Annotated in this window: 23 protein-coding genes, 2 tRNA genes, 3 rRNA genes and 1 other annotated feature; all 28 genes read right to left on the bottom strand. The window is 40.2% G+C overall.

Features of this window, described 5'->3' with window-relative positions; genetic code table 11:
- Nucleotides 1-51: 51 nt before the first annotated feature.
- A complete protein-coding gene (gene rplL / locus AN964_RS00155) occupies nt 52-417 on the bottom strand; it encodes a 50S ribosomal protein L7/L12 (RefSeq protein WP_055737792.1) in 366 nt (121 codons plus the stop codon).
- 68 nt (nt 418-485) lie between these two features.
- Nucleotides 486-986 carry a 50S ribosomal protein L10 gene (rplJ, locus tag AN964_RS00150; protein ID WP_055737791.1) on the bottom strand — a complete coding sequence of 167 codons (501 nt, stop codon included), beginning with the start codon at nt 984-986 and terminating at the stop codon, nt 486-488.
- 40 nt (nt 987-1026) lie between these two features.
- Nucleotides 1027-1176 (bottom strand) — a sequence feature (ribosomal protein L10 leader region).
- A gap of 44 nt (nt 1177-1220) precedes the next feature.
- On the bottom strand, nt 1221-1919 hold the full coding sequence (gene rplA, locus AN964_RS00145) for a 50S ribosomal protein L1 (RefSeq protein ID WP_055737790.1): 699 nt from the start codon (nt 1917-1919) through the stop codon (nt 1221-1223).
- 117 nt (nt 1920-2036) lie between these two features.
- Entirely contained in the window at nt 2037-2462 is a 426-nt protein-coding gene (gene rplK, locus AN964_RS00140) for a 50S ribosomal protein L11 (protein WP_055737789.1), read from the bottom strand.
- A 174-nt stretch (nt 2463-2636) separates the two neighbouring features.
- The gene (gene nusG / locus AN964_RS00135) at nt 2637-3170 is read right to left on the bottom strand and encodes a transcription termination/antitermination protein NusG (RefSeq protein WP_055737788.1); all 534 of its coding nucleotides are present in this window, start codon (nt 3168-3170) and stop codon (nt 2637-2639) included.
- Between the two features lie 328 nt (nt 3171-3498).
- The gene (secE, locus tag AN964_RS00130; protein ID WP_055737787.1) at nt 3499-3687 is read right to left on the bottom strand and encodes a preprotein translocase subunit SecE; all 189 of its coding nucleotides are present in this window, start codon (nt 3685-3687) and stop codon (nt 3499-3501) included.
- Between the two features lie 37 nt (nt 3688-3724).
- Complete coding sequence (gene rpmG / locus AN964_RS25255; RefSeq protein ID WP_083489161.1) at nt 3725-3871, bottom strand: 50S ribosomal protein L33; 147 nt, start codon at nt 3869-3871, stop codon at nt 3725-3727.
- A 137-nt stretch (nt 3872-4008) separates the two neighbouring features.
- Nucleotides 4009-4614 (bottom strand): RNA polymerase sporulation sigma factor SigH, encoded by a 606-nt coding sequence (sigH, locus tag AN964_RS00125; protein ID WP_187356718.1) that lies wholly within the window; start codon nt 4612-4614, stop codon nt 4009-4011.
- A gap of 115 nt (nt 4615-4729) precedes the next feature.
- A complete protein-coding gene (locus tag AN964_RS00120) occupies nt 4730-5239 on the bottom strand; it encodes an NYN domain-containing protein (RefSeq protein WP_055737785.1) in 510 nt (169 codons plus the stop codon).
- A 2-nt stretch (nt 5240-5241) separates the two neighbouring features.
- Nucleotides 5242-5985: a 23S rRNA (guanosine(2251)-2'-O)-methyltransferase RlmB gene (gene rlmB / locus AN964_RS00115; protein WP_055737784.1), complete on the bottom strand. Its 744-nt coding sequence runs from the start codon at nt 5983-5985 to the stop codon at nt 5242-5244.
- A 22-nt stretch (nt 5986-6007) separates the two neighbouring features.
- Nucleotides 6008-6433 (bottom strand): Mini-ribonuclease 3, encoded by a 426-nt coding sequence (locus tag AN964_RS00110; RefSeq protein WP_055737783.1) that lies wholly within the window; start codon nt 6431-6433, stop codon nt 6008-6010.
- A 2-nt stretch (nt 6434-6435) separates the two neighbouring features.
- A complete protein-coding gene (cysS, locus tag AN964_RS00105; protein WP_055737782.1) occupies nt 6436-7833 on the bottom strand; it encodes a cysteine--tRNA ligase in 1398 nt (465 codons plus the stop codon).
- Nucleotides 7814-8485 (bottom strand): serine O-acetyltransferase, encoded by a 672-nt coding sequence (cysE, locus tag AN964_RS00100; RefSeq protein WP_055737781.1) that lies wholly within the window; start codon nt 8483-8485, stop codon nt 7814-7816. Before cysE ends, cysS begins: the two co-directional genes overlap by 20 nt.
- A gap of 487 nt (nt 8486-8972) precedes the next feature.
- Nucleotides 8973-10430, bottom strand: a complete 1458-nt coding sequence (gene gltX, locus AN964_RS00095; protein WP_055737780.1) for a glutamate--tRNA ligase — start codon at nt 10428-10430, stop codon at nt 8973-8975.
- Nucleotides 10431-10574: 144 nt separating this feature from the next.
- Nucleotides 10575-11054, bottom strand: coding sequence for a 2-C-methyl-D-erythritol 2,4-cyclodiphosphate synthase (gene ispF, locus AN964_RS00090; protein ID WP_055737779.1), 480 nt, complete (start codon nt 11052-11054; stop codon nt 10575-10577).
- A 24-nt stretch (nt 11055-11078) separates the two neighbouring features.
- Nucleotides 11079-11768 (bottom strand): 2-C-methyl-D-erythritol 4-phosphate cytidylyltransferase, encoded by a 690-nt coding sequence (gene ispD / locus AN964_RS00085; protein ID WP_055737778.1) that lies wholly within the window; start codon nt 11766-11768, stop codon nt 11079-11081.
- A 22-nt stretch (nt 11769-11790) separates the two neighbouring features.
- The gene (locus AN964_RS00080; protein WP_055737777.1) at nt 11791-12885 is read right to left on the bottom strand and encodes a PIN/TRAM domain-containing protein; all 1095 of its coding nucleotides are present in this window, start codon (nt 12883-12885) and stop codon (nt 11791-11793) included.
- 292 nt (nt 12886-13177) lie between these two features.
- Nucleotides 13178-14251, bottom strand: coding sequence for a DNA integrity scanning diadenylate cyclase DisA (gene disA, locus AN964_RS00075; RefSeq protein WP_055737776.1), 1074 nt, complete (start codon nt 14249-14251; stop codon nt 13178-13180).
- Between the two features lie 4 nt (nt 14252-14255).
- Nucleotides 14256-15629, bottom strand: a complete 1374-nt coding sequence (radA, locus tag AN964_RS00070; protein WP_055737775.1) for a DNA repair protein RadA — start codon at nt 15627-15629, stop codon at nt 14256-14258.
- A 434-nt stretch (nt 15630-16063) separates the two neighbouring features.
- Complete coding sequence (gene clpC, locus AN964_RS00065) at nt 16064-18505, bottom strand: ATP-dependent protease ATP-binding subunit ClpC (RefSeq protein WP_055737774.1); 2442 nt, start codon at nt 18503-18505, stop codon at nt 16064-16066.
- Between the two features lie 12 nt (nt 18506-18517).
- Complete coding sequence (gene mcsB / locus AN964_RS00060; protein WP_055737773.1) at nt 18518-19591, bottom strand: protein-arginine kinase McsB; 1074 nt, start codon at nt 19589-19591, stop codon at nt 18518-18520.
- Nucleotides 19588-20136 carry a protein-arginine kinase activator protein McsA gene (gene mcsA / locus AN964_RS00055; RefSeq protein ID WP_055737772.1) on the bottom strand — a complete coding sequence of 183 codons (549 nt, stop codon included), beginning with the start codon at nt 20134-20136 and terminating at the stop codon, nt 19588-19590. Before mcsA ends, mcsB begins: the two co-directional genes overlap by 4 nt.
- A gap of 16 nt (nt 20137-20152) precedes the next feature.
- Nucleotides 20153-20614, bottom strand: coding sequence for a CtsR family transcriptional regulator (locus AN964_RS00050; protein WP_055737771.1), 462 nt, complete (start codon nt 20612-20614; stop codon nt 20153-20155).
- A gap of 436 nt (nt 20615-21050) precedes the next feature.
- A 5S ribosomal RNA gene (rrf, locus tag AN964_RS00045) occupies nt 21051-21167 on the bottom strand.
- A 101-nt stretch (nt 21168-21268) separates the two neighbouring features.
- A 23S ribosomal RNA gene (locus tag AN964_RS00040) occupies nt 21269-24203 on the bottom strand.
- Between the two features lie 348 nt (nt 24204-24551).
- Nucleotides 24552-26102: ribosomal RNA gene (locus AN964_RS00035) — 16S ribosomal RNA — on the bottom strand.
- Together the 16S, 23S and 5S rRNA genes with 2 tRNA genes alongside form the textbook arrangement of a ribosomal RNA operon.
- Before the next feature lie 136 nt (nt 26103-26238).
- Nucleotides 26239-26314: transfer RNA gene (locus AN964_RS00030), tRNA-Ala, on the bottom strand.
- A 77-nt stretch (nt 26315-26391) separates the two neighbouring features.
- Nucleotides 26392-26468 (bottom strand) — tRNA-Arg (locus AN964_RS00020).
- Nucleotide 26469 lies beyond the last annotated feature (1 nt).

Raw genomic sequence — 26469 nt, 5'->3', positions numbered from 1 at the left:
ATAGACAAAAAAAGCCCGCTTTAAACAGCGAGCTTTTTCCAATCTAGATGATTACTTAACTTCAACGTTAGCTCCAACTTCTTCAAGTTTCGCTTTGATTTCTTCAGCTTCTTCTTTAGATACGCCTTCTTTAAGTGGTTTTGGAGCGTTATCAACAACTTCTTTCGCTTCTTTAAGGCCAAGACCTGTAATTTCACGAACAACTTTAATAACTTTAATTTTTTGATCTCCAGCACTAGCAAGTACTACATCAAATTCAGTTTTTTCTTCAGCAGCACCGCCAGCAGCAGCTCCACCTACAACTGCAACTGGAGCAGCAGCTGTTACACCAAATTCTTCTTCAATAGCTTTTACAAGATCATTTAATTCAAGAACTGTCATACCTTTGACAGCTTCAATGATTTGTTCTTTAGTCATTTTAATATCCTCCTAAAAGTTTAAATTGTAGTTTATTCGTTAATGGATAGTAATTTACTTTTATAGACTTAAGCGCCTTGTTCTTCTTTTTGATCTGCAACTGCTTTAGTAGCAAGAGCAAGGTTGCGGATTGGAGCTTGAAGAACGCTAAGCAACATTGAAAGTAAACCTTCGCGAGATGGAAGTTCAGCAAGAGCTTTAATTTCCTCAACTGTTGCAGTATTTCCTTCAATAACACCTGCTTTGATTTCAAGAGCTTCGTGTTTTTTAGCAAAGTCGTTCAAAATTTTAGCTGGTGCTACAACATCTTCAGTACTGAATGCGATCGCATTCGGACCTACTAATGCCTCATTAAGACCAGAAATTTCTGCTGCTTCTGCAGCACGGCGAGATAATGAGTTTTTGTAAACTTTAAATTCAACACCTGCTTCACGAAGTTGTTTACGAAGTTCTGTTACTTCCGCAACATTTAAACCACGATAATCAACAACAACTGTAGATACGCTTGATTTGAATTTTTCAGCAATCTCTTGTACGACTACTTTCTTTTGTTCGATTGCATTGCTCATCTTTACACCTCCTATAGATTTACTAGATGAACACATTCATACCGCAAAAATAAAACCTCCAAATCGAATTAGACATGGAGGTTTTATGCATATAGCCAGCGAACGACTATAAATATATATCGCATTACCTCGGCAGGAAATTAAGCTGCTTATCAGCACCTGCTGTCTTTGGTATAAATGTTATTCTATTAACAACGTTTTAAATAATATCAAACAATTCTATGGAAGTCAATATTATTTTACGTTAAAGGAAGATGGATCAACTTTCACACCAGGTCCCATAGTTGAAGTAACAGAAATGCTCTTCATATAAGTACCTTTTGCTGCAGCTGGTTTCGCTTTAACAAGTGTTTCGAAAACAGTTGTAAAGTTTTCAGCTAATTTATCTGTATCAAATGAAACCTTTCCTACTGGAACATGAATAATACCAGCTTTATCTAAACGGTATTCTACTTTACCAGCTTTAATTTCATTAATAGCTTTTGTTACGTCAAATGTTACAGTACCAGTTTTAGGGTTTGGCATTAAACCTTTAGGTCCAAGTACACGACCAAGCTTACCAACTTCACCCATCATGTCTGGTGTTGCTACGATAACATCAAATTCAAACCAACCTTGGTTGATTTTGTTAATATAGTCAGCATCTCCTACATAATCTGCGCCTGCAGCTTCTGCTTCTTTCGCTTTTTCACCTTTTGCAAATACTAATACACGTTGAGTTTTACCTGTACCATTTGGAAGTACAACAGCTCCACGGACTTGTTGATCTGCTTTCTTAGGATCTAATCCAAGACGAAATGCAACTTCAACTGTAGCGTCAAATTTTGCATAGCTTGTTTTTTTCACAAGTTCAACCGCTTCATTAACTGCATAGAACTTTGAACGGTCTACTAATTTTAAAGCTTCAACATACTTTTTACCTTTTTTAGCCATTCTATTTTTCCTCCTCGAATGTGGTTTTAACGGAATAACCTCCCACGAATAAAGGTTGCGAGTGAAAAGTTTTTCGCATCGCAACCCCGTCGGACAGAAACCAATTGTTTACATGGATTAATCTTCGATTGTGATACCCATGCTGCGTGCAGTACCTTCAACCATACGCATTGCTGCTTCAACGCTAGCTGCGTTTAAGTCAGGCATTTTTGTTTCAGCGATTTCACGTACCTTGTCACGCTTAACAGTTGCTACCTTTTTACGGTTAGGCTCACCTGAACCTGACTCGATACCAGCTGCTTTTTTAAGTAAAACCGCAGCAGGTGGGGTTTTTGTAATGAATGTAAATGAACGGTCTTCAAATACCGTAATCTCAACAGGGATAATTAAACCAGCTTGATCAGCTGTACGAGCATTAAACTCCTTACAGAATCCCATGATATTAACACCGGCTTGACCTAGTGCAGGACCGACTGGTGGAGCAGGATTCGCTTTTCCAGCAGGGATTTGTAATTTTACAATTTTAATTACTTTTTTAGCCACGAGACACACCTCCTTAAGTCCGTGATGTGGTAATAGGGTTGTCCCCTCCCACTCATCTTATAAAATCTTTATTTTATTAAAGATATTCTTTAATTGTTCAGCTTTCTCAGCGAGAATAAATACTGACCTAAAGAATATTACCATTTATCAAGAAATATTTCAAGTTGTTTAAGTTTATATTTTATCAATTTGTGTAAAAACAAGATCGACAGGTGTTTCACGTCCAAACATGTTAACACTAACTTTAGCACGACCTTTATCACGGTCAATTTCCTCAATTTTACCAGTAAAATTAGCAAATGGTCCTTCTTTTACCGTAACGGTTTCGCCAATTTCAAAGTTTACGTCCACGCGTTTTTCTTCCATACCCATATGTTTTAATATTACATTTACTTCTTCCGGTAATAGCGGAGTTGGTTTTGAACCAGAACCGGCTGATCCGACAAAGCCTGTTACTCCCGGTGTATTTCGAACAACATACCAGGAATCATCTGTCATGATTATTTCTACAAGTACATAACCTGGGAAAACTTTCCTCTTTACTACTTTCTTTTTCCCGTTTTTAATATCAGTTTCTTCTTCTTCCGGTACTACCACTCGGAAAATCTTATCCTGCATTCCCATTGACTCGACACGTTTTTCTAAATTTGCTTTTACTTTATTTTCATAACCTGAATACGTATGAACAACATACCAATTCTTTTCCATTATTAAGGACTTGTGTCCGTCCCTCCCTAACATTAATTAACTATTTGATTACTACCAAGTGGTCGTTATCTTTGTCCAGCTACGTCGCCTATCGACTAGCAAACTTCTGGTCTCCTCCCTACGATAAGTCAACATCAGCTCGTGAACTACCTCAGCACAGTTTCCTTTATCTCAGTCGAAGCCCGAAAGGAAGTACGTCGATGAACAGTCGGCTTCGCTTTTCTTTTTCCAAATGAAAAAACCCGTTAAACGGGCTGAAGAACAATAAATGATTATTTTCCATTATACCATGTAATATGGCAAGTTATTCAAGCTAAAGTTTTTATTTCTATTGATTTAAGCTAAGAATCCATTTTACGAGATTAGAAACGCCAAAATCTACTATTACAAAAAACACAGTCAAAAAGACTACTGTACCAATAACGGTTGCTGTGTAGGTGATTAACTCTTTACGCTTTGGCCAACTTACCTTTCTCATCTCTGAAGAAACGTTACTAAAAAACTTCGCTATTGACATCTTTGTACCTCCAACAAAAAACAAAATAAATGCACTGCTACTTCGTTTCACGATGAATCGTATGTTCGTTGCAATGTTTACAAAACTTCTTGAGTTCCAGTCTTTCTGTTTGGGATTGTTTATAATCAGCTGTGTAATTACGAGAACCGCATTTTTCACAGGCTAACGCAACTTTTTTTTGCATAAAAACACCTGCAATCTATATCAAATCCTGATGATTTCTATTAAAATTAAAAGAATTACAAAAAGTATAATTTAAATATACCATTCTTTTTAAGAACTTAACATGGTAAATCTGCATTTGTCAATATAAGGTATTACTTACATGCTAAATTCACGCACTTCTAAATACCGTTCTAGTTTTCTCTTAACCCTTTGCAGTGCATTATCAATAGATTTAACATGACGATTTAATTCCTCAGATATTTCCTGATAAGATTGTCCATCCAGATACAACGCGAGAACCTTTCTTTCTAAATCACTTAGAAGTTCCGTTATTTTCCCTTCAATATTATCGTACTTTTCCCTATTAATAATAAGCTCTTCAGGATTTAATATTTTTGCACCAGTGATGACATCCATCAATGTACGATCTGACTCCTCATCATAAATTGGCTTATCAAGAGAAACATATGAGTTAAGCGGGATATGCTTCTGCCGGGTGGCTGTTTTAATTGCAGTAATAATTTGGCGGGTAATACATAGCTCAGCAAATGCCTTAAAGGAGGTAAGCTTGTCCTCTTTATAGTCGCGAATTGCCTTATAAAGACCAATCATGCCTTCTTGAATAATATCTTCTTTATCCGCACCTATTAAAAAATAAGAACGCGCTTTAGCTCTGACAAAATTTCGATATTTGTGGATTAGATAATCTAACGCTTCACTTTCCCCATTATGAACAGATTCAATCAATTGCTCGTCTTCCATGATTTCATACTTTTCGTTATGCTTGACCTCGATATTAAGGTTCACATGAATCCCCCCGAACGCGAAAGCAATAGATAGAAATATTATACATTACTGAAAATTCAAGCGTCAACAATCATTGCTTACCTCTCCGTAATTTTTCGAAATATTCGGCTACCTCCTTACTTAAAGGGATTCTAGATATTGGCTTTTCCTCTTGGATTTCCTTCACATTTTTTGTGATATTTTGGTTATTCATCTCTACTTCTGTTAATAACTCTCTAGCAGAAATACGCAAAGCACCTTGCCCAAAGATTGCCCACTGTTCCGTATAATCAGAGGTTGCTACATGAATTTGTGTCCTTTTATTATTAAGTTCTATCGCCATTTTCTCAATTCTTTCATCAGCAGATTCATTTTCCTTTGTATAAATGACTTCTACATTATGATGACGATATTTTTTTTGAATTCCCTTTACATCATATGCATCAAAAACAATGATTACTTTGTAACCAGTGTATCCTTGATACTCTGCCATTTTTTCTATTAGGCGGTCTCTTGCTGCACTAAGATTTGTCTTCTTTAACTTTCGAAGCTCTGGCCAAGCACCAATGATGTTATATCCATCAACAAGCAAAATATCCATTATTATTCACCGATAGGATAACGTTGTCGGTAAACCTCATAGATTAATAAGCTGGCTGCAACAGAAGCGTTTAACGATGTTACATGACCAACCATCGGTAAGTGAATAAGAAAATCACAGCTTTCCCTAATTAAACGACCTATTCCTTTACCTTCACTGCCTATGACCATTGCTAACGGAAGAGATCCATCCATTTTACGATAATCCTGACTTCCTTTCGCATCCGTACCGAAAATCCATATACCGCGTTCTTTAAGCTCTGCAATGGTTCTAGCTAAATTTGTCACCCTAACAACTGGAACATGTTCAATAGCTCCAGTTGATGCTTTTGCCACTGCTCCCGTCAATCCAACCGCTCTGCGCTTTGGAATAATAATTCCATGAACACCTGCAGCATCTGCCGTTCTTAAAATAGATCCTAAATTATGTGGATCTTCGAGCTCATCCAATATTAAAAAGAAAGGTGTTTCCTGTCTTTGTTCTGCCCTTATGAATAAATCATCTATTTCAGCATATTTATAGGCAGCTACCTGCGCTACAACACCTTGATGGTTTTCACTTACCATCTGATCAATTTTTTGCTTTGGAACATACTGAACTAAAACTCTTGCTTCTTTTGCTAATTGAATGATTTGCTGCATTTGGCCTTTTTGTGAACCTTCCGCTATCCAAATTTTATTAATTTCCCTATCTGACTTTAATGCCTCGATAACAGGGTTTTTCCCGCTGATATAATCCTGAGCCATTTATACGACCTCCTATCCAGTATTATTTTTTTCTTGTACCTTGTTCTTCAGCGATGGCAACGGCCATATCGATAATAGTTTGCAGCCTTATTTGATTATCAATTAAGTATAAATAGCCAATTAAAGCTTCAAATGCTGTGCTATGCCGATAAGTAAGTACATCTGTGTTTTTGGGTACTGTTCCTGATTTAGCGTTTCTTCCTCTTCTTACAACGGCCAGTTCTTCCTCTGTTAATATCTCTTTTTCCAAAAGCTCGTGTAAAATGGCGGCTTGAGCTTTCGCGGAGACAAATTTTGTTGCTTCACGGTGAAGCTGATTTGGCTTTGTTTTCCCTAAAAGGAGAAGATGGTGACGCACTTGTACTTCGTATATAGCGTCACCCATATAAGCAAGAGCCAGACTATTTAATCCTTTAACATCGAAGCTATGATTATTCGTTTCGGACATATTTATCCTCTTCTCCATCTAATACCTTGTGGTGTATCTTCTAAAATAATGTTCATCTCTTTCAAACGGTCACGAATTTCATCTGCAAGTGCAAAATTCCTTTCTTTTCTTGCAGTATTGCGCTTTTCAATTAGATCCTCAATTTCTTCATCTAGTAATTCTTCATTTTCTAATTTTAGCCCTAATACAGAGAAAAGATTTTCAAATTGCTTCATAAACGCTTCAATCACTTGATTGGAAGTGTTTTTTTCACGCAAATAGTAATTTGCTTGTTTAGATAAATCAAATAGTACCGAGATTCCATTGGCAGTATTGAAGTCGTCATCCATTTCATTCACAAATGATTGATGAAGTTCTTCTAGTTTTTGCAGCCATTCCTGATCATCATGAGTTAAGTTTGCGCTAACCTGCTTACGGTGCTTAAGGTTTTGATAGGATGTTTTCAATCTTTCTAACCCTGCACCTGCATTTTCCAATAATTCCTCACTATAATTAATTGGATTTCGATAATGTACAGATAGCATGAAAAATCTTAGCACCTGCGGATCATGATGTTGAATAATATCATGAACAAGAACAAAATTGCCCAGTGATTTTGACATTTTTTCATTATCAATATTAATATAACCGTTATGCATCCAATATCTTGCAAATGTTTTTCCTGTTAGTGCTTCAGACTGTGCAATTTCATTTTCATGGTGAGGGAATGTTAAATCTTGACCACCGGCATGAATATCAATCGTATCCCCAAGATACTTTCGAGCCATTGCCGAGCATTCAATATGCCATCCGGGTCTTCCTTTTCCCCATGGGCTCTCCCAGTATATTTCCCCTTCCTTCGCCGCTTTCCAAAGAGCAAAATCCAAGGCATCGTCTTTTTTCTCCCCAACTTCTATACGCGCTCCTGATTTTAAATCATCAATTGATTGGTGTGATAGCTTACCATAACTGGAGAAGCTGCGTGTTCTGTAATACACATCCCCCGCTGATTCATATGCATAACCCTTCTCGATTAATGTTTCAATAAATTGAATAATAATATCCATATTCTCCGTTACTCTTGGATGTATATCAGCCTTGTTGCAGCCTAATGCAGATACATCCTCGAAGTAAGCCTTAATAAAACGATCAGCAATTGTAGGGACATCTTCCCCCAGTTGATTGGCTGCTTTGATTAATTTATCATCGACATCTGTAAAATTGGAAACAAAGTTTACATCAAATCCGCGATATTCCAAATAGCGGCGTACTGTATCAAATACGATTGCCGGGCGGGCATTCCCTATATGAATATAATTGTATACGGTTGGCCCGCACACATACATTTTGACTTTTCCTTCTTCCAATGGGATAAATTCTTCTTTCTTTCTTGTCAGCGTATTATAAATTTGAATCGGCATGTTCCTTTTGAACCCCTTTCCTTTTCAATTCCTCGAATTCTACTTGTAATTGTCTCATTTTCTCTTCAATAGCCCAACATCGATCGGCTACTGGATCCGGCAAATCACTATGGTTTAAATCTTTTTTCACTTTTACCCCATCTCTAATGACCACTCGTCCTGGTATTCCGACAACTGTGGAATTCGGAGGTACATTCTTTAAAACAACAGATCCGGCGCCTATTTTAGCATTTTCTCCAACGGTGATAGATCCTAGAACCTTTGCACCGGTTGCGATAAGTGCATTATCTTCAATAGTCGGATGTCGTTTTCCTTTTTCCTTGCCAGTTCCTCCTAACGTTACACCTTGATAGACCGTAACATTATTGCCTATTTCGCAGGTCTCTCCAATCACCACGCCCATTCCATGATCGATGAAAAAGCGTCTGCCTATTTTAGCACCCGGATGGATTTCAATACCGGTAAAAAAGCGACTAACCTGTGAGATGACACGGGCAATAAAGAAAAGTTTCCTCTTATAGAAGCTATGAGCAATTCGATGAGCCCAAATAGCATGGAGCCCAGAATATGTTAGGATCACTTCCAGATAACTGCGGGCTGCAGGGTCCTGCTCAAAAACAACCTCGATATCTTCCTTTATCCTTCTAAACATTTTTTTCGCTCCTTAATATCAAATCCGTACGCCGATAGGCGCTGGTGAAATTTGAAGTGCCAATTTCACTTGAAGCTAGACGTGGACAATTCCCCAAACAAGTTATCCACGGGTATTCATTTTAAAACAAACAAAAAAGCGTCTCTGAATAGACAGAGACGCTTCACACGCGGTTCCACTCTGTTTGAACATAGAAACTTCACTATGTCCCAACTTTCCCTTTTAACGGAAGGTTTTCCGCTTACTCCTACTTGTGGGAACGTTCGGAATAAGGCTCAGAGGTGCATTTCAAAAAACGAGAGGCCTAAACCACTTTCAGCCGGTGATGGTTCTCTCTTAAAAGCTTCGTTCAAAATTATGAACGCTGCTTTTGTAAGCAATCGTTTTTTTACTTCTCCTCATCAACACTTTACGATATATAATCCCTGCATGACAGGTGTTAATAATAAGATATTTAATCTTACTATATAATATTTTGAACAAAATGTTAATCTAAAATACTTTCAATACGATTAATTATTTTTTGCTTTCCAAATAACTGAATCGCTTTTGGTAAATCTGGTCCATGGACTTGTCCGCTCACAGCAGCCCGGATCGGCATAAACAGTTTTTTTCCTTTATGTCCTGTCGCTTTTTGAACGGCCTTAATAGCTTTATTAATATATTCCGCCTCAAATACTTCAAGAGCATTGATTTCTGCTAAAAACGCACGTAAAACCTCCGGTACTTGTTCCTCAGCGAGCACAGCTTTTGCTTCTTCTTCATAGGTTATATCTTCTTTGAAGAATAGTTCGGAAAGTTCCACAATTTCCGCTCCATAACTCATTTGTTCTTGATATAAAGATACCAAGTTACGAACCCAATTGCTTTCCTCTTCCGTTAAATTATTTGGTACACGACCTGCTTTTATAAGATGCGGCAAAGAGAGCTCTACTGCTTTATCGAGATCTACTTTTTTCATATATTGATTGTTCATCCAAGCAAGTTTTTGTTTATCGAACAATGCTGGTGACTTAGATAGACGGTCTGCATCGAATATATTGATAAATTCTTCTCTTGAGTATATTTCCTCTTCCCCTTGAGGAGACCAACCTAATAGAGCAATAAAGTTAAATAAGGCTTCTGGTAAATACCCTAACTCTTCGTATTGTTCGATGAATTGAATAATACTCTCATCACGTTTGCTTAGCTTCTTACGGCTTTCATTCACAATAAGCGTCATATGGCCAAAAATTGGAGGTTCCCATCCAAATGCTTCGTAAATCATCAATTGCTTTGGAGTATTTGAAATATGGTCATCTCCACGTAATACATGAGAGATTTTCATCAAATAATCATCTACAGTAACGGCAAAGTTATAAGTTGGAATTCCGTCTTTCTTAACGATTACAAAGTCTCCAATTCCATCGGATTCAAAGGATACCTCGTCTTTTACCATATCGTGAAAAGTATATATTTTTCCTTTTGGAACTAAGAAACGGATACTTGGCTTTCTGCCTTCCTTTTCAAGGCGTTCTTGATCCTCTTTTGTAAGGTGGCGGCATTTCCCTGAATATTGAGGAGTTTCACCGCGAGCAAGTTGTTCCTCCCGCTCTGCCTCAAGCTCCTCCTCCGTACAATAACATTTGTATGCCTGTCCATTCTCAAGCAACTGATTATAATACTCCTGATATATATGATTCCGCTCAGATTGGCGATAAGGTCCAAACTCACCTTCCTTATCAACACTTTCATCCCAATCCATTCCAAGCCATTTTAAATATTTGAGCTGACTTTGTTCGCCGCCTTCAATGTTGCGCTTTGTATCCGTATCTTCTATACGGATAATAAAGGAACCTCCTTTACTGCGAGCAAATAAATAATTGAACAGTGCTGTTCTTGCATTTCCTATATGTAAATGTCCTGTTGGACTCGGTGCATACCTTACCCTAATATCCTTTGACATTTTGAAAAGTCCTCCTCGGTTTGTCTAAGAAATCTATTAATCCTGTACTATTTTACCACTGTCATTGTTTTAAGAAAAGCGCCGGCGCCTTGCTCATCCGCTAGCCGATAGGTGCCGAAGCTAGACAAAAGAAAAAAAGGGTGCTTACTTTACTGCTTGTAAAAGAACCACAGCTTGGGAGGCAATTCCTTCCCCGCGGCCAGTAAATCCAAGTTTTTCTGTAGTTGTGGCTTTAACATTTACCTGTGAAATGTCACCTTCTAACAACTCGGCAATTCTGCCTCGCATTTGTTCGATGTAAGGAGCCATTTTAGGCTTTTGGGCAATGATGGTACAATCAATATTTCCCAAACAATAACCCTTTTCTTTTACTAAATTCCAAACATGTGATAATAACTTAGCGGAATCTGCATCTTTAAAAGCAGGATCAGTATCAGGAAAATGCTTGCCAATATCGCCTTCTCCAATCGCTCCCAAGCATGCATCTGCCACTGTATGTAATAACACGTCCGCATCGGAATGCCCTAGTAATCCTTTCTCATAAGGAATGTCAATCCCGCCAATAATCAAGGGGCGACCCTCGGTCAACTGATGAACATCATAACCTTGTCCAATTCGAAACATAATTTTGCTCCTTTTCCACTTCTTTTACTTATTTAAAGATCGATGTTTTAAAATTGCCTCAGCAATATAGAGATCCTCTGGAGTTGTTAATTTAATATTATCATAATCTGCTGTCACAATTTGGACAGGATACTGCAGCCTTTCTACTAACGAAGCTTCGTCTGTACCAAGAAAATTTTCCTGCAAAGCTTGATGATGAGCTTCCCACAAAAGAGAAAAGCGAAAAGCTTGTGGGGTTTGTACCTGCCACAAGCTTGTACGCTCAATCGTCTCCACTACTTGGAAATCCTGAACCTTTTTAATGGTATCCTTGACTGGAACAGCAGCAATCGCAGCCCCTTTTTCATGGGCGGCTTTTGCAAGTTGATGAATGACTTCATGTCTAATAAATGGTCTAGCTCCATCATGAACTAATATAATGTTACTGTCTTTTATAACTTTCAAACCATTAAAAACACTATATTGTCTTTCTGCTCCACCAAAAACCAAATGAATTTTTTTGGTAGTACTGTAGGTGTTTAATAACTTTTTGAAAAAATCCTCATCATCAGGTTGAATAGCTAAAATAATTCCACTGCACTTTTCATCATCAAGAAAAACCTTAAGGGTATGAGAAATAATCGGTTTTCCATTTAAGTGGAGAAACAATTTATTTTTTCCCGCTCCCATACGTTTTCCTTGACCAGCAGCTGGAATAATTACCTGATATTCCATTATTCTATACCCCTATCACCTTTTATAATGCCTTCTCTAACAATTTGGGCTTGGCAAATATCATTCGACCGGCAGATGTTTGCAGTACACTTGTAACTAAAACATCAATCCGTTTTCCAATATAGTTTCTGCCCTCTTCCACAACGATCATTGTACCATCATCTAAATAGGCAATGCCTTGATGATATTCTTTTCCGTCTTTAATTAATTGAACATTTAGCTCTTCTCCTGGTAAAACAACTGGCTTTACAGCATTCGCTAAATCATTTATATTCAATACTTGTACATTTTGCAGTTCACAAACTTTATTTAAGTTAAAATCATTCGTGACTACAATACCATTCGTCAATTTTGCAAGTTTAATTAACTTACTGTCCACTTCTTGAATATCATCAAAGTCACCTTCATAGATTTGCACTTCAATTGGAAGCTCTTTTTGAATACGGTTCAAAATATCTAATCCTCTTCTCCCTCTATTACGCTTCAAAGCATCGGAAGAATCGGCAATATGCTGAAGCTCCATTAAAACAAATTGAGGAATAACAATTACACCATCCAAAAATCCCGTTTGGCAAATATCCGCAATTCTACCATCAATAATGACACTTGTATCCAATAGTTTCAATGTTTTTGTGTTCTTTTTTTCTTCCTCTACTTCGATATTTGCTTTCTTTTTGTTGGAACGAGAAATAGTAAATAGATTCATCAATTCCTCACGCTTTTTAAAACCAATTTGAAAGCCCAAATATCCAAGTAATAAAGTTAAAAGAATTGGAATAACTGAATTCACAAACGGAAATCTCATATTATTGAATGGTATTCCCACCAAAAAGGCAATAAGCAAACCAAAAATTAAACCTAAGCTCCCAGATATAATCTCCGTAATTGGGGCTTTCACCACAGAATCCTCAAACCATTTAACAAAATCAACCACATAATCAACTGTCCAAAAAGTAATTAAATAAAATATAATAGCACCTAAAATTGCAGTAACATAAGAATTATTAAGAAAGATAATATCATGTAAATTAAATAGTTTAAATAATTCAGGTAATAAAAAGATACCAAGCGTTCCTCCTATAATTAGAAAGCATGCTTGCACTAGTCTTTTTAACATTTTTTCACCTCCTTTATTCATTATAAACAAATTCTTAAGTTTAAAACGTAATATTGATGAATATTTTTATTTTGTAACGATATGGTCAAATTATTGTTATAACGAAGTATTAATTTGTACATTTGTAATATATATCTCCTCATCAATATAGTTATTTAAGTTGTTTTCACATTGATTGTTTCTTTTCGCCATTTATAATAAATCCTAACAAGACTGGCTTTCGGGGTTTGCCCATTTTTCGCTAAATAAGGATGGTACAACGTTTTTGTCTTCAAAATCAACAGAGTTTAATTTATAACTGGCGATCCGCAAATATTTGCTCTCTTATCAACTGCAATCCGTCTTTAATTTTTCTTGCTCTTACCTCACCAATTCCTTCTACATCATCGAGTTCATCAACCGAAGCACGAAGGATATTGGGAAGCGTTGAAAATGTATCTATTAAGTTTTCCAAAATGATCGTAGGAAGTCTTGGAATCTTACTTAGGACTCGATAGCCTCTTGGACTGACCGTTTCATCAGGATGAATGAAATTGTTATAACCTAATAGCTTCATCACGACGTTGTCATCTAAAACATCGGAACCCACCATATCCTGAAATCTTAATAGCAGGTCGATAGGTTTTATCTTTTGATCAAAAGCATAGTCTCTTATAATCAGCATTGCTTCATGTTCAATATCTGTCATAAGTTCTTTCATCTGGAGCCGGACTAAACGCCCTTCTGTTCCTAATTCATTTAAATAAGTAATCAACTCTTTTTTTATCCTTATGACCATTTCTAATCGATGAAGCACTTGCAATAAATCACTGTTTGTTACAAGTTCTTCGAATTCCAAAACAGATAGATTTGCGATACTTTGATCTAGCACAACCTTGTATTTTTCTAACGTTTGAATAGCCTGATTAGCCTTTGTCAAAATGACCCCAATGTCTTTTAATGCGTAGCGAAAGCTCCCTTGATATAAAGTAATAACATTTCTTCTTTGCGAAATAGCAATAACAAGCGATTTTGTTTGTTTCGCTACTCTTTCAGCTGTACGGTGTCTCATCCCTGTTTCAGAGGAAGTGATGGTTGGATCAGGAGCCAATTGAGCATTAGCAATTAAAATTTTGCTGCCAGTTTCATTCAAAATAATAGCCCCATCCATTTTAGCCAATTCATATAAGTAACTAGGACTAAAACTGCAATTAATAGTGAATCCACCATCCACTAATGCTTTCACCCGGTCATTATAGCCAAGGACAATTAAGCCACCCGTATTAGCACGCAATACATTATCAATACCTTCTCTAATCGGTGTTCCGGGTGCGATTAATTGTAGAATCTCCGACATGGATTTTTGTTGGGGCTTTTTATCTTCCATCCATTCATCCTCCTAGTGCATGCTTTAAAGCTTCTTTCACTGTTGAAACACCAATTACTTGAATGTCTTTTGGTATTTTCCAGCCTCCCAGATTATTATTCGGAATAATAACCCGATTAAAACCTAATTTTGCAGCCTCTTGTACACGCTGTTCGATTCTGGATACTCTTCTAACCTCACCTGTTAGCCCAATTTCACCAATAACAATATCATCGGCATTTGTAGGTACATCCCGGAAGCTGGAGGCAATGCTTACTGCGATAGCCAAGTCGATGGCCGGTTCGTCAATTTTTACTCCGCCTGCAACCTTTAAATATGCATCCTGATTTTGTAATAGCATACCTACTCTTTTTTCCAAAACAGCCATTATTAAATTTACCCTGTTATAATCGATCCCAGATGCCATTCTTCGGGGTGTTGGGAACATAGTAGGTGAAACAAGTGCTTGGATTTCCACTAAGATAGGTCGTGTACCTTCCATTGAGGCAACAACTGTCGAGCCTGAAGCACCTTTTGACCGCTCCTCTAGAAATATCTCTGACGGATTTTCCACTTCTACAAGACCTAATTCTTTCATTTCAAATATGGCCATTTCATTTGTCGAGCCAAATCGATTTTTTACAGCTCGTAAAATTCGATAGGAATGATGTCTCTCTCCTTCAAAATAAAGAACAGTGTCAACCATATGCTCTAAAAGTCTCGGTCCAGCAATATTACCTTCCTTTGTAACATGCCCTACAATGAAAATAGCAATACCATTTGTTTTAGCTATTCTCATTAGTTCCGCTGTACATTCCCGAACTTGAGATACGCTCCCCGGCGCCGAGGTTACTTCGGGGTGAAAAATGGTTTGGATAGAATCGATAATGACAAAATTGGGGTTTATATCTTGAATGGTTTGTTGAATAACCTCAAGATTCGTTTCAGAAAAAACATATAGCTCACTTGAAGTAATTTGAAGGCGGTCTGCTCGAAGCTTCGTTTGTTTAACAGACTCTTCCCCTGAAATATACAAAACTTTGTGTTGATGTGTAGAAAGCTGAGATGATACTTGAAGAAGAAGTGTTGATTTACCAATCCCAGGGTCTCCCCCAATTAAGACTAAGGATCCGGGTACTACCCCTCCACCTAGTACTCTATTTAATTCCACTAAATCCGTTTCTACTCTAGCTTCCTGTTCCGATTGAATGGTATTTATGGGGGCTGCTTTTGCCGCCGTTCCTGGAGCAGTATGTAAAAAAGCACCTTTAGGCTTACTAATGACAGAAACTTCCTCCGTCATTTGATTCCATTCATTACAGCCTGGACATCTTCCCATCCATTTTGGCGATTCATACCCACAAGATTGGCAAATAAATTTTGTTGTTTTCTTTGCCATTTTTTACTTCCTTTCTATATATCTATGCGTAATCAAAATAGTGATGACCTTTTTGAATAAGAAAAGCACAAGCGCCGCAGCTCTAGCATAAGGATTTCGCAGTCCTCAACGCAAGATTTAGGAAATCGTGCTGAAGGTAGTTCACTGGCTGATGTTTTACTCGCAGGGCGGAGTAGAATCCCGCTAGCCGGCAGACGCTGGTGAAATTTAAAGTGCCAATTTGACTTGAAGCTAAACAAAGGCTAATGGCCTTAATAAATTCTTAAAAAACTTATTTTTATCTCTTAAAATACAGTTTCATACAACTTTCAAGTATGAAAGGAGGTTGCATTCTTTTGATTAAATATCTCAACAAAAGAATGCAACCTATTCCATTAAATTACATATTATAGACGTTCCAACTACCAAAATGGTTTCATATATTTATGAAATCATTAAGATAATGTTCCGGTCATTTCTGAGGAGTTCACAACAAATTTACCGTCTTTTACATCAATCACAACATGCTGACCTTCTAAAATTACACCTTTTAATAGCTCTTCAGACAAGCGGTCCTCAATATATTTTTGGATTGCTCGGCGAAGCGGTCTAGCACCATATTCAGGATCATATCCTTTTTCGGCAATCTTTTCTTTAGCTGCCTCTGATATTTCAAGTTCAATTTTCTGTTCTTTTAAGCGTTTTACTAGCTCTTCTGCCATAAGGGTAACAATTTGTTTCAATTGGTCTTTTTCTAATGCATGGAAGACGATCGTTTCATCAACTCGATTTAAAAATTCCGGACGAAATGCTCTTTTAAGCTCTTCCATCACTTTGCTTTTCATATCCTTGTAGTCTTGATTATTATCTTGAATATTAAAGCCGACAAATTTATTACGCTTTAAGGCTTCTGCACCTACATTAGACGTCATAATGACTACTGTGTTGCGAAAATCAACTGTACGGCCCTTGGAATCTGTTAAACGGCCATCTTCTAAAACTTGCAGTAAAATATTAAACACATCTGGATGTGCTTTCTCAATTTCATCTAACAAAATAACGGAATAAGGTTTTCTTCTTACCTTTTCTGTTAATTGTCCGCCTTCTTCAAAGCCTACATATCCAGGAGGGGAGCCGACAAGTCTAGAGGTAGAATGCTTTTCCATGTATTCAGACATATCAATACGGATCATCGCATCCTCATCCCCAAACATTGCTTCCGCAAGGGCTCTAGCTAGTTCTGTTTTCCCGACACCTGTTGGACCCAAGAAGATGAAGGAACCGATTGGACGTTTTGGATCCTTCAATCCGGCACGTGCCCGGCGAACTGCTTTAGAAATAGCCTTAACGGCCTCTTCCTGCCCAATTACTCGAGAATGTAATAGCTCTTCCAGATTTAATAATCTTTCTGATTCTGTCTGTGCCAATTTAGAAACCGGAATTCTAGTCCAGCTTGAAACTACATTCGCAATGTCTTCAACTGTCACTTCACTATTTTCTTGACCTTGCTTTTCCTTCCAAGATTTTTTCGTTTCTTCAAGCTTTTCACGTAAACGCTGTTCAGAATCACGGAGAGATGCAGCTTTTTCAAATTCCTGACTTTGTACCGCGGCATCCTTTTCCTTTTTAATTTCTTCAAGATTTACTTCTAATTCTTTTAAGCTTGGAGGAGTTGTATAGGATCTTAAGCGAACCTTTGAACCAGCTTCATCAATTAAATCAATCGCCTTATCTGGTAAGAATCGATCCGAAATGTAACGATCTGATAATTTTACAGCTGCTTCAATAGCCTCATCTGTGATAGAAACACGATGATGAGCTTCATAGCGGTCACGAAGTCCTTTCAATATTAAGATAGACTCTTCTGTTGTTGGCTCATCCACTTGAATTGGTTGAAATCTTCTTTCCAAGGCTGCATCTTTTTCAATATATTTTCGATATTCATCCAGTGTTGTGGCACCAATACACTGAAGTTCCCCGCGAGCTAGCGAAGGCTTCAAAATATTAGAAGCATCAATTGCTCCTTCAGCACCACCGGCACCAATTAAAGTATGAAGTTCATCAATAAATAGAATGATATTTCCGGCTTGGCGAATTTCATCCATTACCTTTTTTAAACGGTCCTCGAATTCACCGCGATACTTTGTTCCAGCTACAACTGTACCCATATCTAATGTCATGACACGTTTATCACGAAGTGTTTCCGGTACCTCATTATTCACAATTTGTTGAGCAAGTCCTTCCGCAATGGCGGTTTTACCAACTCCTGGCTCTCCAATAAGGACAGGATTATTTTTCGTTCTTCGGCTTAACACCTCTATCACGCGTTGGATTTCTTTGCTTCTGCCAATAACCGGATCAAGTGTTTCTTCTCGGGCAATAGCCGTTAAGTCCCGAGCAAGGCTGTCTAATGTTGGAGTATTCGCATTAGAAGGAGAACCTCCTGGATGGTTACCTGTCTCATTGCTGCCAAGAAGCTGCAGAACTTGTTGGCGTGCCTTATTTAAGCTTACACCTAAGTTATTTAGAACTCGGGCAGCGACTCCTTCTCCTTCACGAATTAATCCAAGCAATATATGTTCTGTTCCAACATAAGAATGCCCTAGCTTACGCGCCTCATCCATCGATAATTCAATTACTTTTTTAGCACGCGGTGTATAATGAATGGTTTGCCCAGAATCTTGTCCTTTACCAATCAAATTTTCTACTTCCGATTGAATTTTTTCTGCACTTAGTCCAAGACCATAAAGTGCTTTTGCAGCTATTCCTTCTCCCTCTTGAACTAATCCAAGTAATATATGCTCTGTTCCGATATTATTATGGCGTAAACGAATCGCTTCTTCTTGTGATAATGCAAGAACTTTTTGTGCTCTTTCTGTAAATCGGCCAAACATCATAAGGATCTCCTCCTAACCATTATTCACTTCTTCAAGTTTTAAGCGTTCCCTAATAAGTGAAGCTCTTCTAATATCCCGTTCATGTGGGCGAAGAGGTCCTCCGGCATATTGCTGTAAAAAGCCAGGTTGTGTGAGTATCATCAATTCATTTAGAATACTCTTTGATACGCTTTTAATATACCCCGTGTCAATGCCTAGACGTACATCCGAAAGGCATTGTGCTGCTTCTTTTGATTCGATAATACGGCTATTTGCCAATACACCATAAGAGCGGTATACTCTATCTTCTAATTGTATGTTAGAGGTTTTAATCAATGCTTCTCTTGCAGACCTTTCTTGAGCAATTATTTGATGAACTACACTTGTTAGATCTGCTACAATATCCTCTTCCGTTTTTCCTAACGTCATTTGATTAGAAATTTGAAATATGTTCCCGAGAGCTTCACTGCCTTCACCATATATTCCTCTAACCACTAAACCAAGCTGATTAATGGCCGGAATAATTCGATTCATTTGTTGAGTCAAAATTAAGCCAGGTAAATGAACCATGACGGAAGCTCTCAATCCAGTTCCGACATTGGTTGGACAGCTCGTTAAATAACCAAATTTTTCACTAAAAGCATAGTGAATATGTTCTTCAATTAAATCATCTATACCATTTGCTTTTTCCAATGCATCCTTTAATTGAAGCCCGGGAAAAAGGCATTGAATACGGATATGATCTTCCTCATTAATCATAATACTTACATCTTCATCATCAGTTAAGATGACTGCCCCGTGTGAGGATTCATCAGCAAGATTGGGACTGATTAAATGTTTTTCAACTAAAACCCTCTTTTGTAAAGGTTGTAATTCATCCATTTTTAACAAGTCTATCTGACTGTGATCATTTCTTATCAAGTTAAAAATTTCTGTTACTTCCGTTATTATTTTCTTTGCTTGTTCAGGGCTATATATAGTTGGGAAATAATAATCTTTAAAATTGCGGGCCAAACGAATTCGTGAGCTTAACACAATATCAGAATCTGGTCCATCCTGACTCATCCATGAACTTATCGCTTTATTTAAAAATTTATCAAGAGTCATCTGGCCTCTCCTCCTTCAGAAAGAAGTTTAGCCTCTAAAGCACGAACTTGATCGCGAATTTCTGCAGCTCTTTCGAATTCTTCATTTTGAATAGCAATGTGCAGGTCCGCTCTGAATTGTTGGATTTGCTTCTTAATATGAATAGAACCCCCAATTCTTTTAGGGATTTTACCATGATGCTCATAATTACCACTGTGAAGCCTTTTTAAAATAGGAGTTAATTGTTCTTTAAAAGTCTCATAACAATGGGCACATCCAAACTTTCCAACATTTAAAAATTGTTTAAAGGTCATTTTACAATTTTCACACTGTAAAATTTCATTTCTAGGGAGTGTTTCTTGCTTTGTTTGCTGAAAGATTGGATCATAGCTAAATAATCCCGCTAATAAGTTATTGATTGAAAAACCTGGCTCTCCATCAAACATGAACATTTCACCTTTTTCTTGAGCACATTTTTCGCAATAGTGAAGTTCTGTTTTCTCCCCATTTAAAATCTTGGTAAAGTGTAGAGTCGCCGGGCGCTCGTGACATTCTTGACAAATCATGCCTTACACCTCTCCACTATTTGTATTTCAATGTTATAAGCATTGCCTTTAGCATTCTTGCCCTCAGTTCATCTCTTTCAGGTAAATCGATGTACAATACTGAACGATCCATCACACATAGCATAATTTTTGCTTCTCTCTCGGAAATAACCTCTTCCTCCACTAATCGAATAATTACATCTGTTGCATTAGACTGGGAGACACGGTTTTTAATAAGTAAAATAAGCTGGTCAATTAAATGGGCTTGATCATGACTTTTTACTTTCATGATGCGAATATAACCACCGCCGCCTCTTTTACTCTCCACTACATAGCCTTTTTCTATAGTAAAACGAGTATTTATTACATAGTTTATTTGAGATGGAACACACTGAAATTTATCGGCAATTTCACTTCTTTTTATCTCTACTATTTCACTGCCATTCATTTCCAAAACTTTCTTTAAGTAATTTTCTATGATGTCAGATATATTTTTCATCAAGTCCACCTCCTTCTCCCGACTTGACTTTGACTATATTTGACATTAATTATACATGATTATTCCAAAAGTGCAAGGGTTTCGATTCTAGCATATGTAGGCGGCGCTTAACACATTGCAATATATCTTATGTGAAATGACAATATTGGTTAACTGTATCGGATATTTCTAAATATCAGTTTCACCAAAGTGCATTTAAAATAAAACATGGAAAGAAAAAGTAAAAAATTATTTTTGTATACTTCTGTAGGTGAAATTTTGCTTGTTAAAACTAAAAAATGAGGTTTTTATATGATTTAGCATTTATTCTCGTCGGTTTCATCCATAATCTCGCGAATGTATCCACTAATAGCAGCTAATCTCGTGATTCGGGACTATAGAACTATTTTTACCATACAAAAAAGCCACAGAATAATATCTGTGGCTTTCGCTGTTTGCCTGGCAACGTCCTACTCTTGCAGGGGGAGAGCCCCCAACTACCATCGGCGCTGAGAAGCTTAACTTCCGTGTTCGGGATGGGAACGGGTGTGACCTTCTCGCCATAATTACCAGACCTTAGTTTTTTGCCAAAGGCAAAATAACTTTTTTTGTTGTGAGGTTTGTTCCCTCAAAACTAAATACTGTAGAAGAAGAAGTAAAGAGAATCGCTCTATTTTGGTTAAGTCCTCGATCGATTAGTATTCGTCAGCTCCATGTGTCGCCACACTTCCACCTCGAACCTATCAACCTGATCATCTTTCAGGGATCTTACTAGCTTGCGCTATGGGAAATCTCATCTTGAGGGGGGCTTCATGCTTAGATGCTTTCAGCACTTATCCCTTCCGCACATAGCTACCCAGCGATGCCTTTGGCAAGACAACTGGTACACCAGCGGTGCGTCCATCCCGGTCCTCTCGTACTAAGGACAGCTCCTCTCAAATTTCCTACGCCCACGACGGATAGGGACCGAACTGTCTCACGACGTTCTGAACCCAGCTCGCGTACCGCTTTAATGGGCGAACAGCCCAACCCTTGGGACCGACTACAGCCCCAGGATGCGATGAGCCGACATCGAGGTGCCAAACCTCCCCGTCGATGTGGACTCTTGGGGGAGATAAGCCTGTTATCCCCGGGGTAGCTTTTATCCGTTGAGCGATGGCCCTTCCATGCGGAACCACCGGATCACTAAGCCCGACTTTCGTCCCTGCTCGACTTGTAGGTCTCGCAGTCAAGCTCCCTTGTGCCTTTACACTCTACGAATGATTTCCAACCATTCTGAGGGAACCTTTGGGCGCCTCCGTTACTCTTTAGGAGGCGACCGCCCCAGTCAAACTGCCTGCCTGACACTGTCTCCCACCCCGATCAGGGGTGCGGGTTAGAATTTCAATACAGCCAGGGTAGTATCCCACCGACGCCTCCACCGAAGCTGGCGCTCCGGCTTCAAAGGCTCCTACCTATCCTGTACAAGCTGTACCAAAATTCAATATCAGGCTGCAGTAAAGCTCCACGGGGTCTTTCCGTCCTGTCGCGGGTAACCTGCATCTTCACAGGTACTATAATTTCACCGAGTCTCTCGTTGAGACAGTGCCCAGATCGTTACGCCTTTCGTGCGGGTCAGAACTTACCTGACAAGGAATTTCGCTACCTTAGGACCGTTATAGTTACGGCCGCCGTTTACTGGGGCTTCAATTCAGAGCTTCGCTTACGCTAACCCCTCCTCTTAACCTTCCAGCACCGGGCAGGCGTCAGCCCCTATACTTCGCCTTGCGGCTTCGCAGAGACCTGTGTTTTTGCTAAACAGTCGCCTGGGCCTATTCACTGCGGCTCTCTCGGGCTTGCACCCTACCAGAGCACCCCTTCTCCCGAAGTTACGGGGTCATTTTGCCGAGTTCCTTAACGAGAGTTCTCTCGCTCACCTTAGGATTCTCTCCTCGCCTACCTGTGTCGGTTTGCGGTACGGGCACCTTTCACCTCACTAGAGGATTTTCTTGGCAGTGTGGAATCAGGAACTTCGGTACTATATTTCCCTCGCTATCACAGCTCCGCCTTCACGGTTACGGGATTTGCCTCGTAACCAGCCTAACTGCTTAGACGCACATAACCAGCAGTGCGCTTACCCTATCCTCCTGCGTCCCCCCATCGTTCAAACGGTGAAGAGGTGGTACAGGAATATCAACCTGTTGTCCATCGCCTACGCCTTTCGGCCTCGGCTTAGGTCCCGACTAACCCTGAGCGGACGAGCCTTCCTCAGGAAACCTTAGGCATTCGGTGGAAGGGATTCTCACCCTTCTTTCGCTACTCATACCGGCATTCTCACTTCTAAGCGCTCCACTAGTCCTTCCGGTCTAGCTTCACCGCCCTTAGAACGCTCTCCTACCACGGACACCTGTCAGGTGTCCATCCACAGCTTCGGTGATACGTTTAGCCCCGGTACATTTTCGGCGCAGAGTCACTCGACCAGTGAGCTATTACGCACTCTTTAAATGGTGGCTGCTTCTAAGCCAACATCCTGGTTGTCTAAGCAACTCCACATCCTTTTCCACTTAACGTATACTTTGGGACCTTAGCTGGTGGTCTGGGCTGTTTCCCTTTTGACTACGGATCTTATCACTCGCAGTCTGACTCCCAAGCATAAGTATTTGGCATTCGGAGTTTGTCTGAATTCGGTAACCCGATGAGGGCCCCTAGTCCAAACAGTGCTCTACCTCCAATACTCTTCATCTTGAGGCTAGCCCTAAAGCTATTTCGGAGAGAACCAGCTATCTCCAAGTTCGATTGGAATTTCTCCGCTACCCACACCTCATCCCCGCACTTTTCAACGTGCGTGGGTTCGGGCCTCCAGTAAGTGTTACCTTACCTTCACCCTGGACATGGGTAGATCACCTGGTTTCGGGTCTACGACCTCATACTTATTCGCCCTATTCAGACTCGCTTTCGCTGCGGCTCCGCTTCATCAGCTTAACCTTGCATGAAATCGTAACTCGCCGGTTCATTCTACAAAAGGCACGCTATCACCCATTAACGGGCTCTAACTACTTGTAGGCACACGGTTTCAGGTTCTCTTTCACTCCCCTCCCGGGGTGCTTTTCACCTTTCCCTCACGGTACTGGTTCACTATCGGTCACTAGGGAGTATTTAGCCTTGGGAGATGGTCCTCCCTGCTTCCGACGGGATTTCACGTGTCCCGCCGTACTCAGGATCCACTCTGGAGGGAACGAAGTTTCAACTACAGGGTTGTTACCTTCTTTGACGGGCCTTTCCAGACCTCTTCATCTACTCCGTTCCTTTGTAACTCCGTATAGAGTGTCCTACAACCCCAAGAGGCAAGCCTCTTGGTTTGGGCTTCTTCCGTTTCGCTCGCCGCTACTCAGGAAATCGCGTTTGCTTTCTCTTCCTCCGGGTACTTAGATGTTTCAGTTCCCCGGGTCTGCCTTCATTACCCTATGTATTCAGGTAAAGATACTGCTCCATTACGAGCAGTGGGTTCCCCCATTCGGAAATCTCCGGATCAAAGCTTGCTTACAGCTCCCCGAAGCATATCGGTGTTAGTCCCGTCCTTCATCGGCTCCTAGTGCCAAGGCATCCACCGTGCGCCCTTACTAACTTAACCTATAAGGTTATTACTACTTTAAAATGGATGAAATCCATAAAGTGGCGATTCTCGGTTTTACTTGGTTTCTTCTATCAGTATCTAGTTTTCAAGGAACAAGGCTACTGACTTCAATCACATCATGATTAAACGTCAGAGAATTTGCTACATGCTGACTTGCTCCGAGGTGAACCTAATCATCCTCGAATACGCTTTGCCGCAGGAGCAAAATACTTCGTTAGAATTAGAAAAAGTTTCTTAATAATTTCTAATAATAACAATATATTTGAAAGGATTGACCTTTCAAAACTGAACAGAACTTATAAACGTCTTCTTATAACCACGTAAGTGGTTTTCCATTATCCTTAGAAAGGAGGTGATCCAGCCGCACCTTCCGATACGGCTACCTTGTTACGACTTCACCCCAATCATCTGTCCCACCTTCGGCGGCTGGCTCCAAAAGGTTACCTCACCGACTTCGGGTGTTACAAACTCTCGTGGTGTGACGGGCGGTGTGTACAAGGCCCGGGAACGTATTCACCGCGGCATGCTGATCCGCGATTACTAGCGATTCCGGCTTCATGCAGGCGAGTTGCAGCCTGCAATCCGAACTGAGAATGGTTTTATGGGATTGGCTTAACCTCGCGGTCTCGCAGCCCTTTGTACCATCCATTGTAGCACGTGTGTAGCCCAGGTCATAAGGGGCATGATGATTTGACGTCATCCCCACCTTCCTCCGGTTTGTCACCGGCAGTCACCTTAGAGTGCCCAACTGAATGCTGGCAACTAAGGTCAAGGGTTGCGCTCGTTGCGGGACTTAACCCAACATCTCACGACACGAGCTGACGACAACCATGCACCACCTGTCACTCTGTCCCCCGAAGGGGAACGCCCTATCTCTAGGGTTGTCAGAGGATGTCAAGACCTGGTAAGGTTCTTCGCGTTGCTTCGAATTAAACCACATGCTCCACCGCTTGTGCGGGCCCCCGTCAATTCCTTTGAGTTTCAGCCTTGCGGCCGTACTCCCCAGGCGGAGTGCTTAATGCGTTAGCTGCAGCACTAAAGGGCGGAAACCCTCTAACACTTAGCACTCATCGTTTACGGCGTGGACTACCAGGGTATCTAATCCTGTTCGCTCCCCACGCTTTCGCGCCTCAGCGTCAGTTACAGACCAGAGAGTCGCCTTCGCCACTGGTGTTCCTCCACATCTCTACGCATTTCACCGCTACACGTGGAATTCCACTCTCCTCTTCTGCACTCAAGTCTCCCAGTTTCCAATGACCCTCCACGGTTGAGCCGTGGGCTTTCACATCAGACTTAAGAAACCGCCTGCGCGCGCTTTACGCCCAATAATTCCGGACAACGCTTGCCACCTACGTATTACCGCGGCTGCTGGCACGTAGTTAGCCGTGGCTTTCTGGTTAGGTACCGTCAAGGTACCGCCCTATTCGAACGATACTTGTTCTTCCCTAACAACAGAGTTTTACGATCCGAAAACCTTCATCACTCACGCGGCGTTGCTCCGTCAGACTTTCGTCCATTGCGGAAGATTCCCTACTGCTGCCTCCCGTAGGAGTCTGGGCCGTGTCTCAGTCCCAGTGTGGCCGATCACCCTCTCAGGTCGGCTACGCATCGTTGCCTTGGTGAGCCGTTACCTCACCAACTAGCTAATGCGCCGCGGGTCCATCTGTAAGTGATAGCCGAAGCCATCTTTCAATCTTTCCTCATGCGAGAAAAGAAGTTATCCGGTATTAGCCCCGGTTTCCCGGAGTTATCCCAGTCTTACAGGCAGGTTACCCACGTGTTACTCACCCGTCCGCCGCTAACTTTTAAAAGCAAGCTTTTAAAAGTCCGCTCGACTTGCATGTATTAGGCACGCCGCCAGCGTTCGTCCTGAGCCAGGATCAAACTCTCCAAAAAAAGTGTTTGATATAGCTCATTATTTAAAACATTGACGTTTCGTTCTGTTCAGTTTTCAAAGATCAATTTTAAGTCATTTTCAGTAACGACTCTTTCTATGTTACTCTCTTGAATGGAGAATGTCAAGAACTTTTTTTGGTGGAGCCTAGCGGGATCGAACCGCTGACCTCCTGCGTGCAAAGCAGGCGCTCTCCCAGCTGAGCTAAGGCCCCATTTTAANAACCTGCGACCCCATGGTCCCAAACCATGTGCTCTACCAAGCTGAGCTACTTCCCGTTTGTATTGATTATGGCGCGCCCAAGAGGAGTCGAACCCCTAACCTTTTGATCCGTAGTCAAACGCTCTATCCAATTGAGCTATGGGCGCA

The sequence above is a fragment of the Heyndrickxia shackletonii genome, assembly GCF_001420715.1.
GTDB classification, from domain to species: domain Bacteria; phylum Bacillota; class Bacilli; order Bacillales; family Bacillaceae_C; genus Margalitia; species Margalitia shackletonii.
This window is presented reverse-complemented; position numbering and strand designations above follow the sequence as displayed.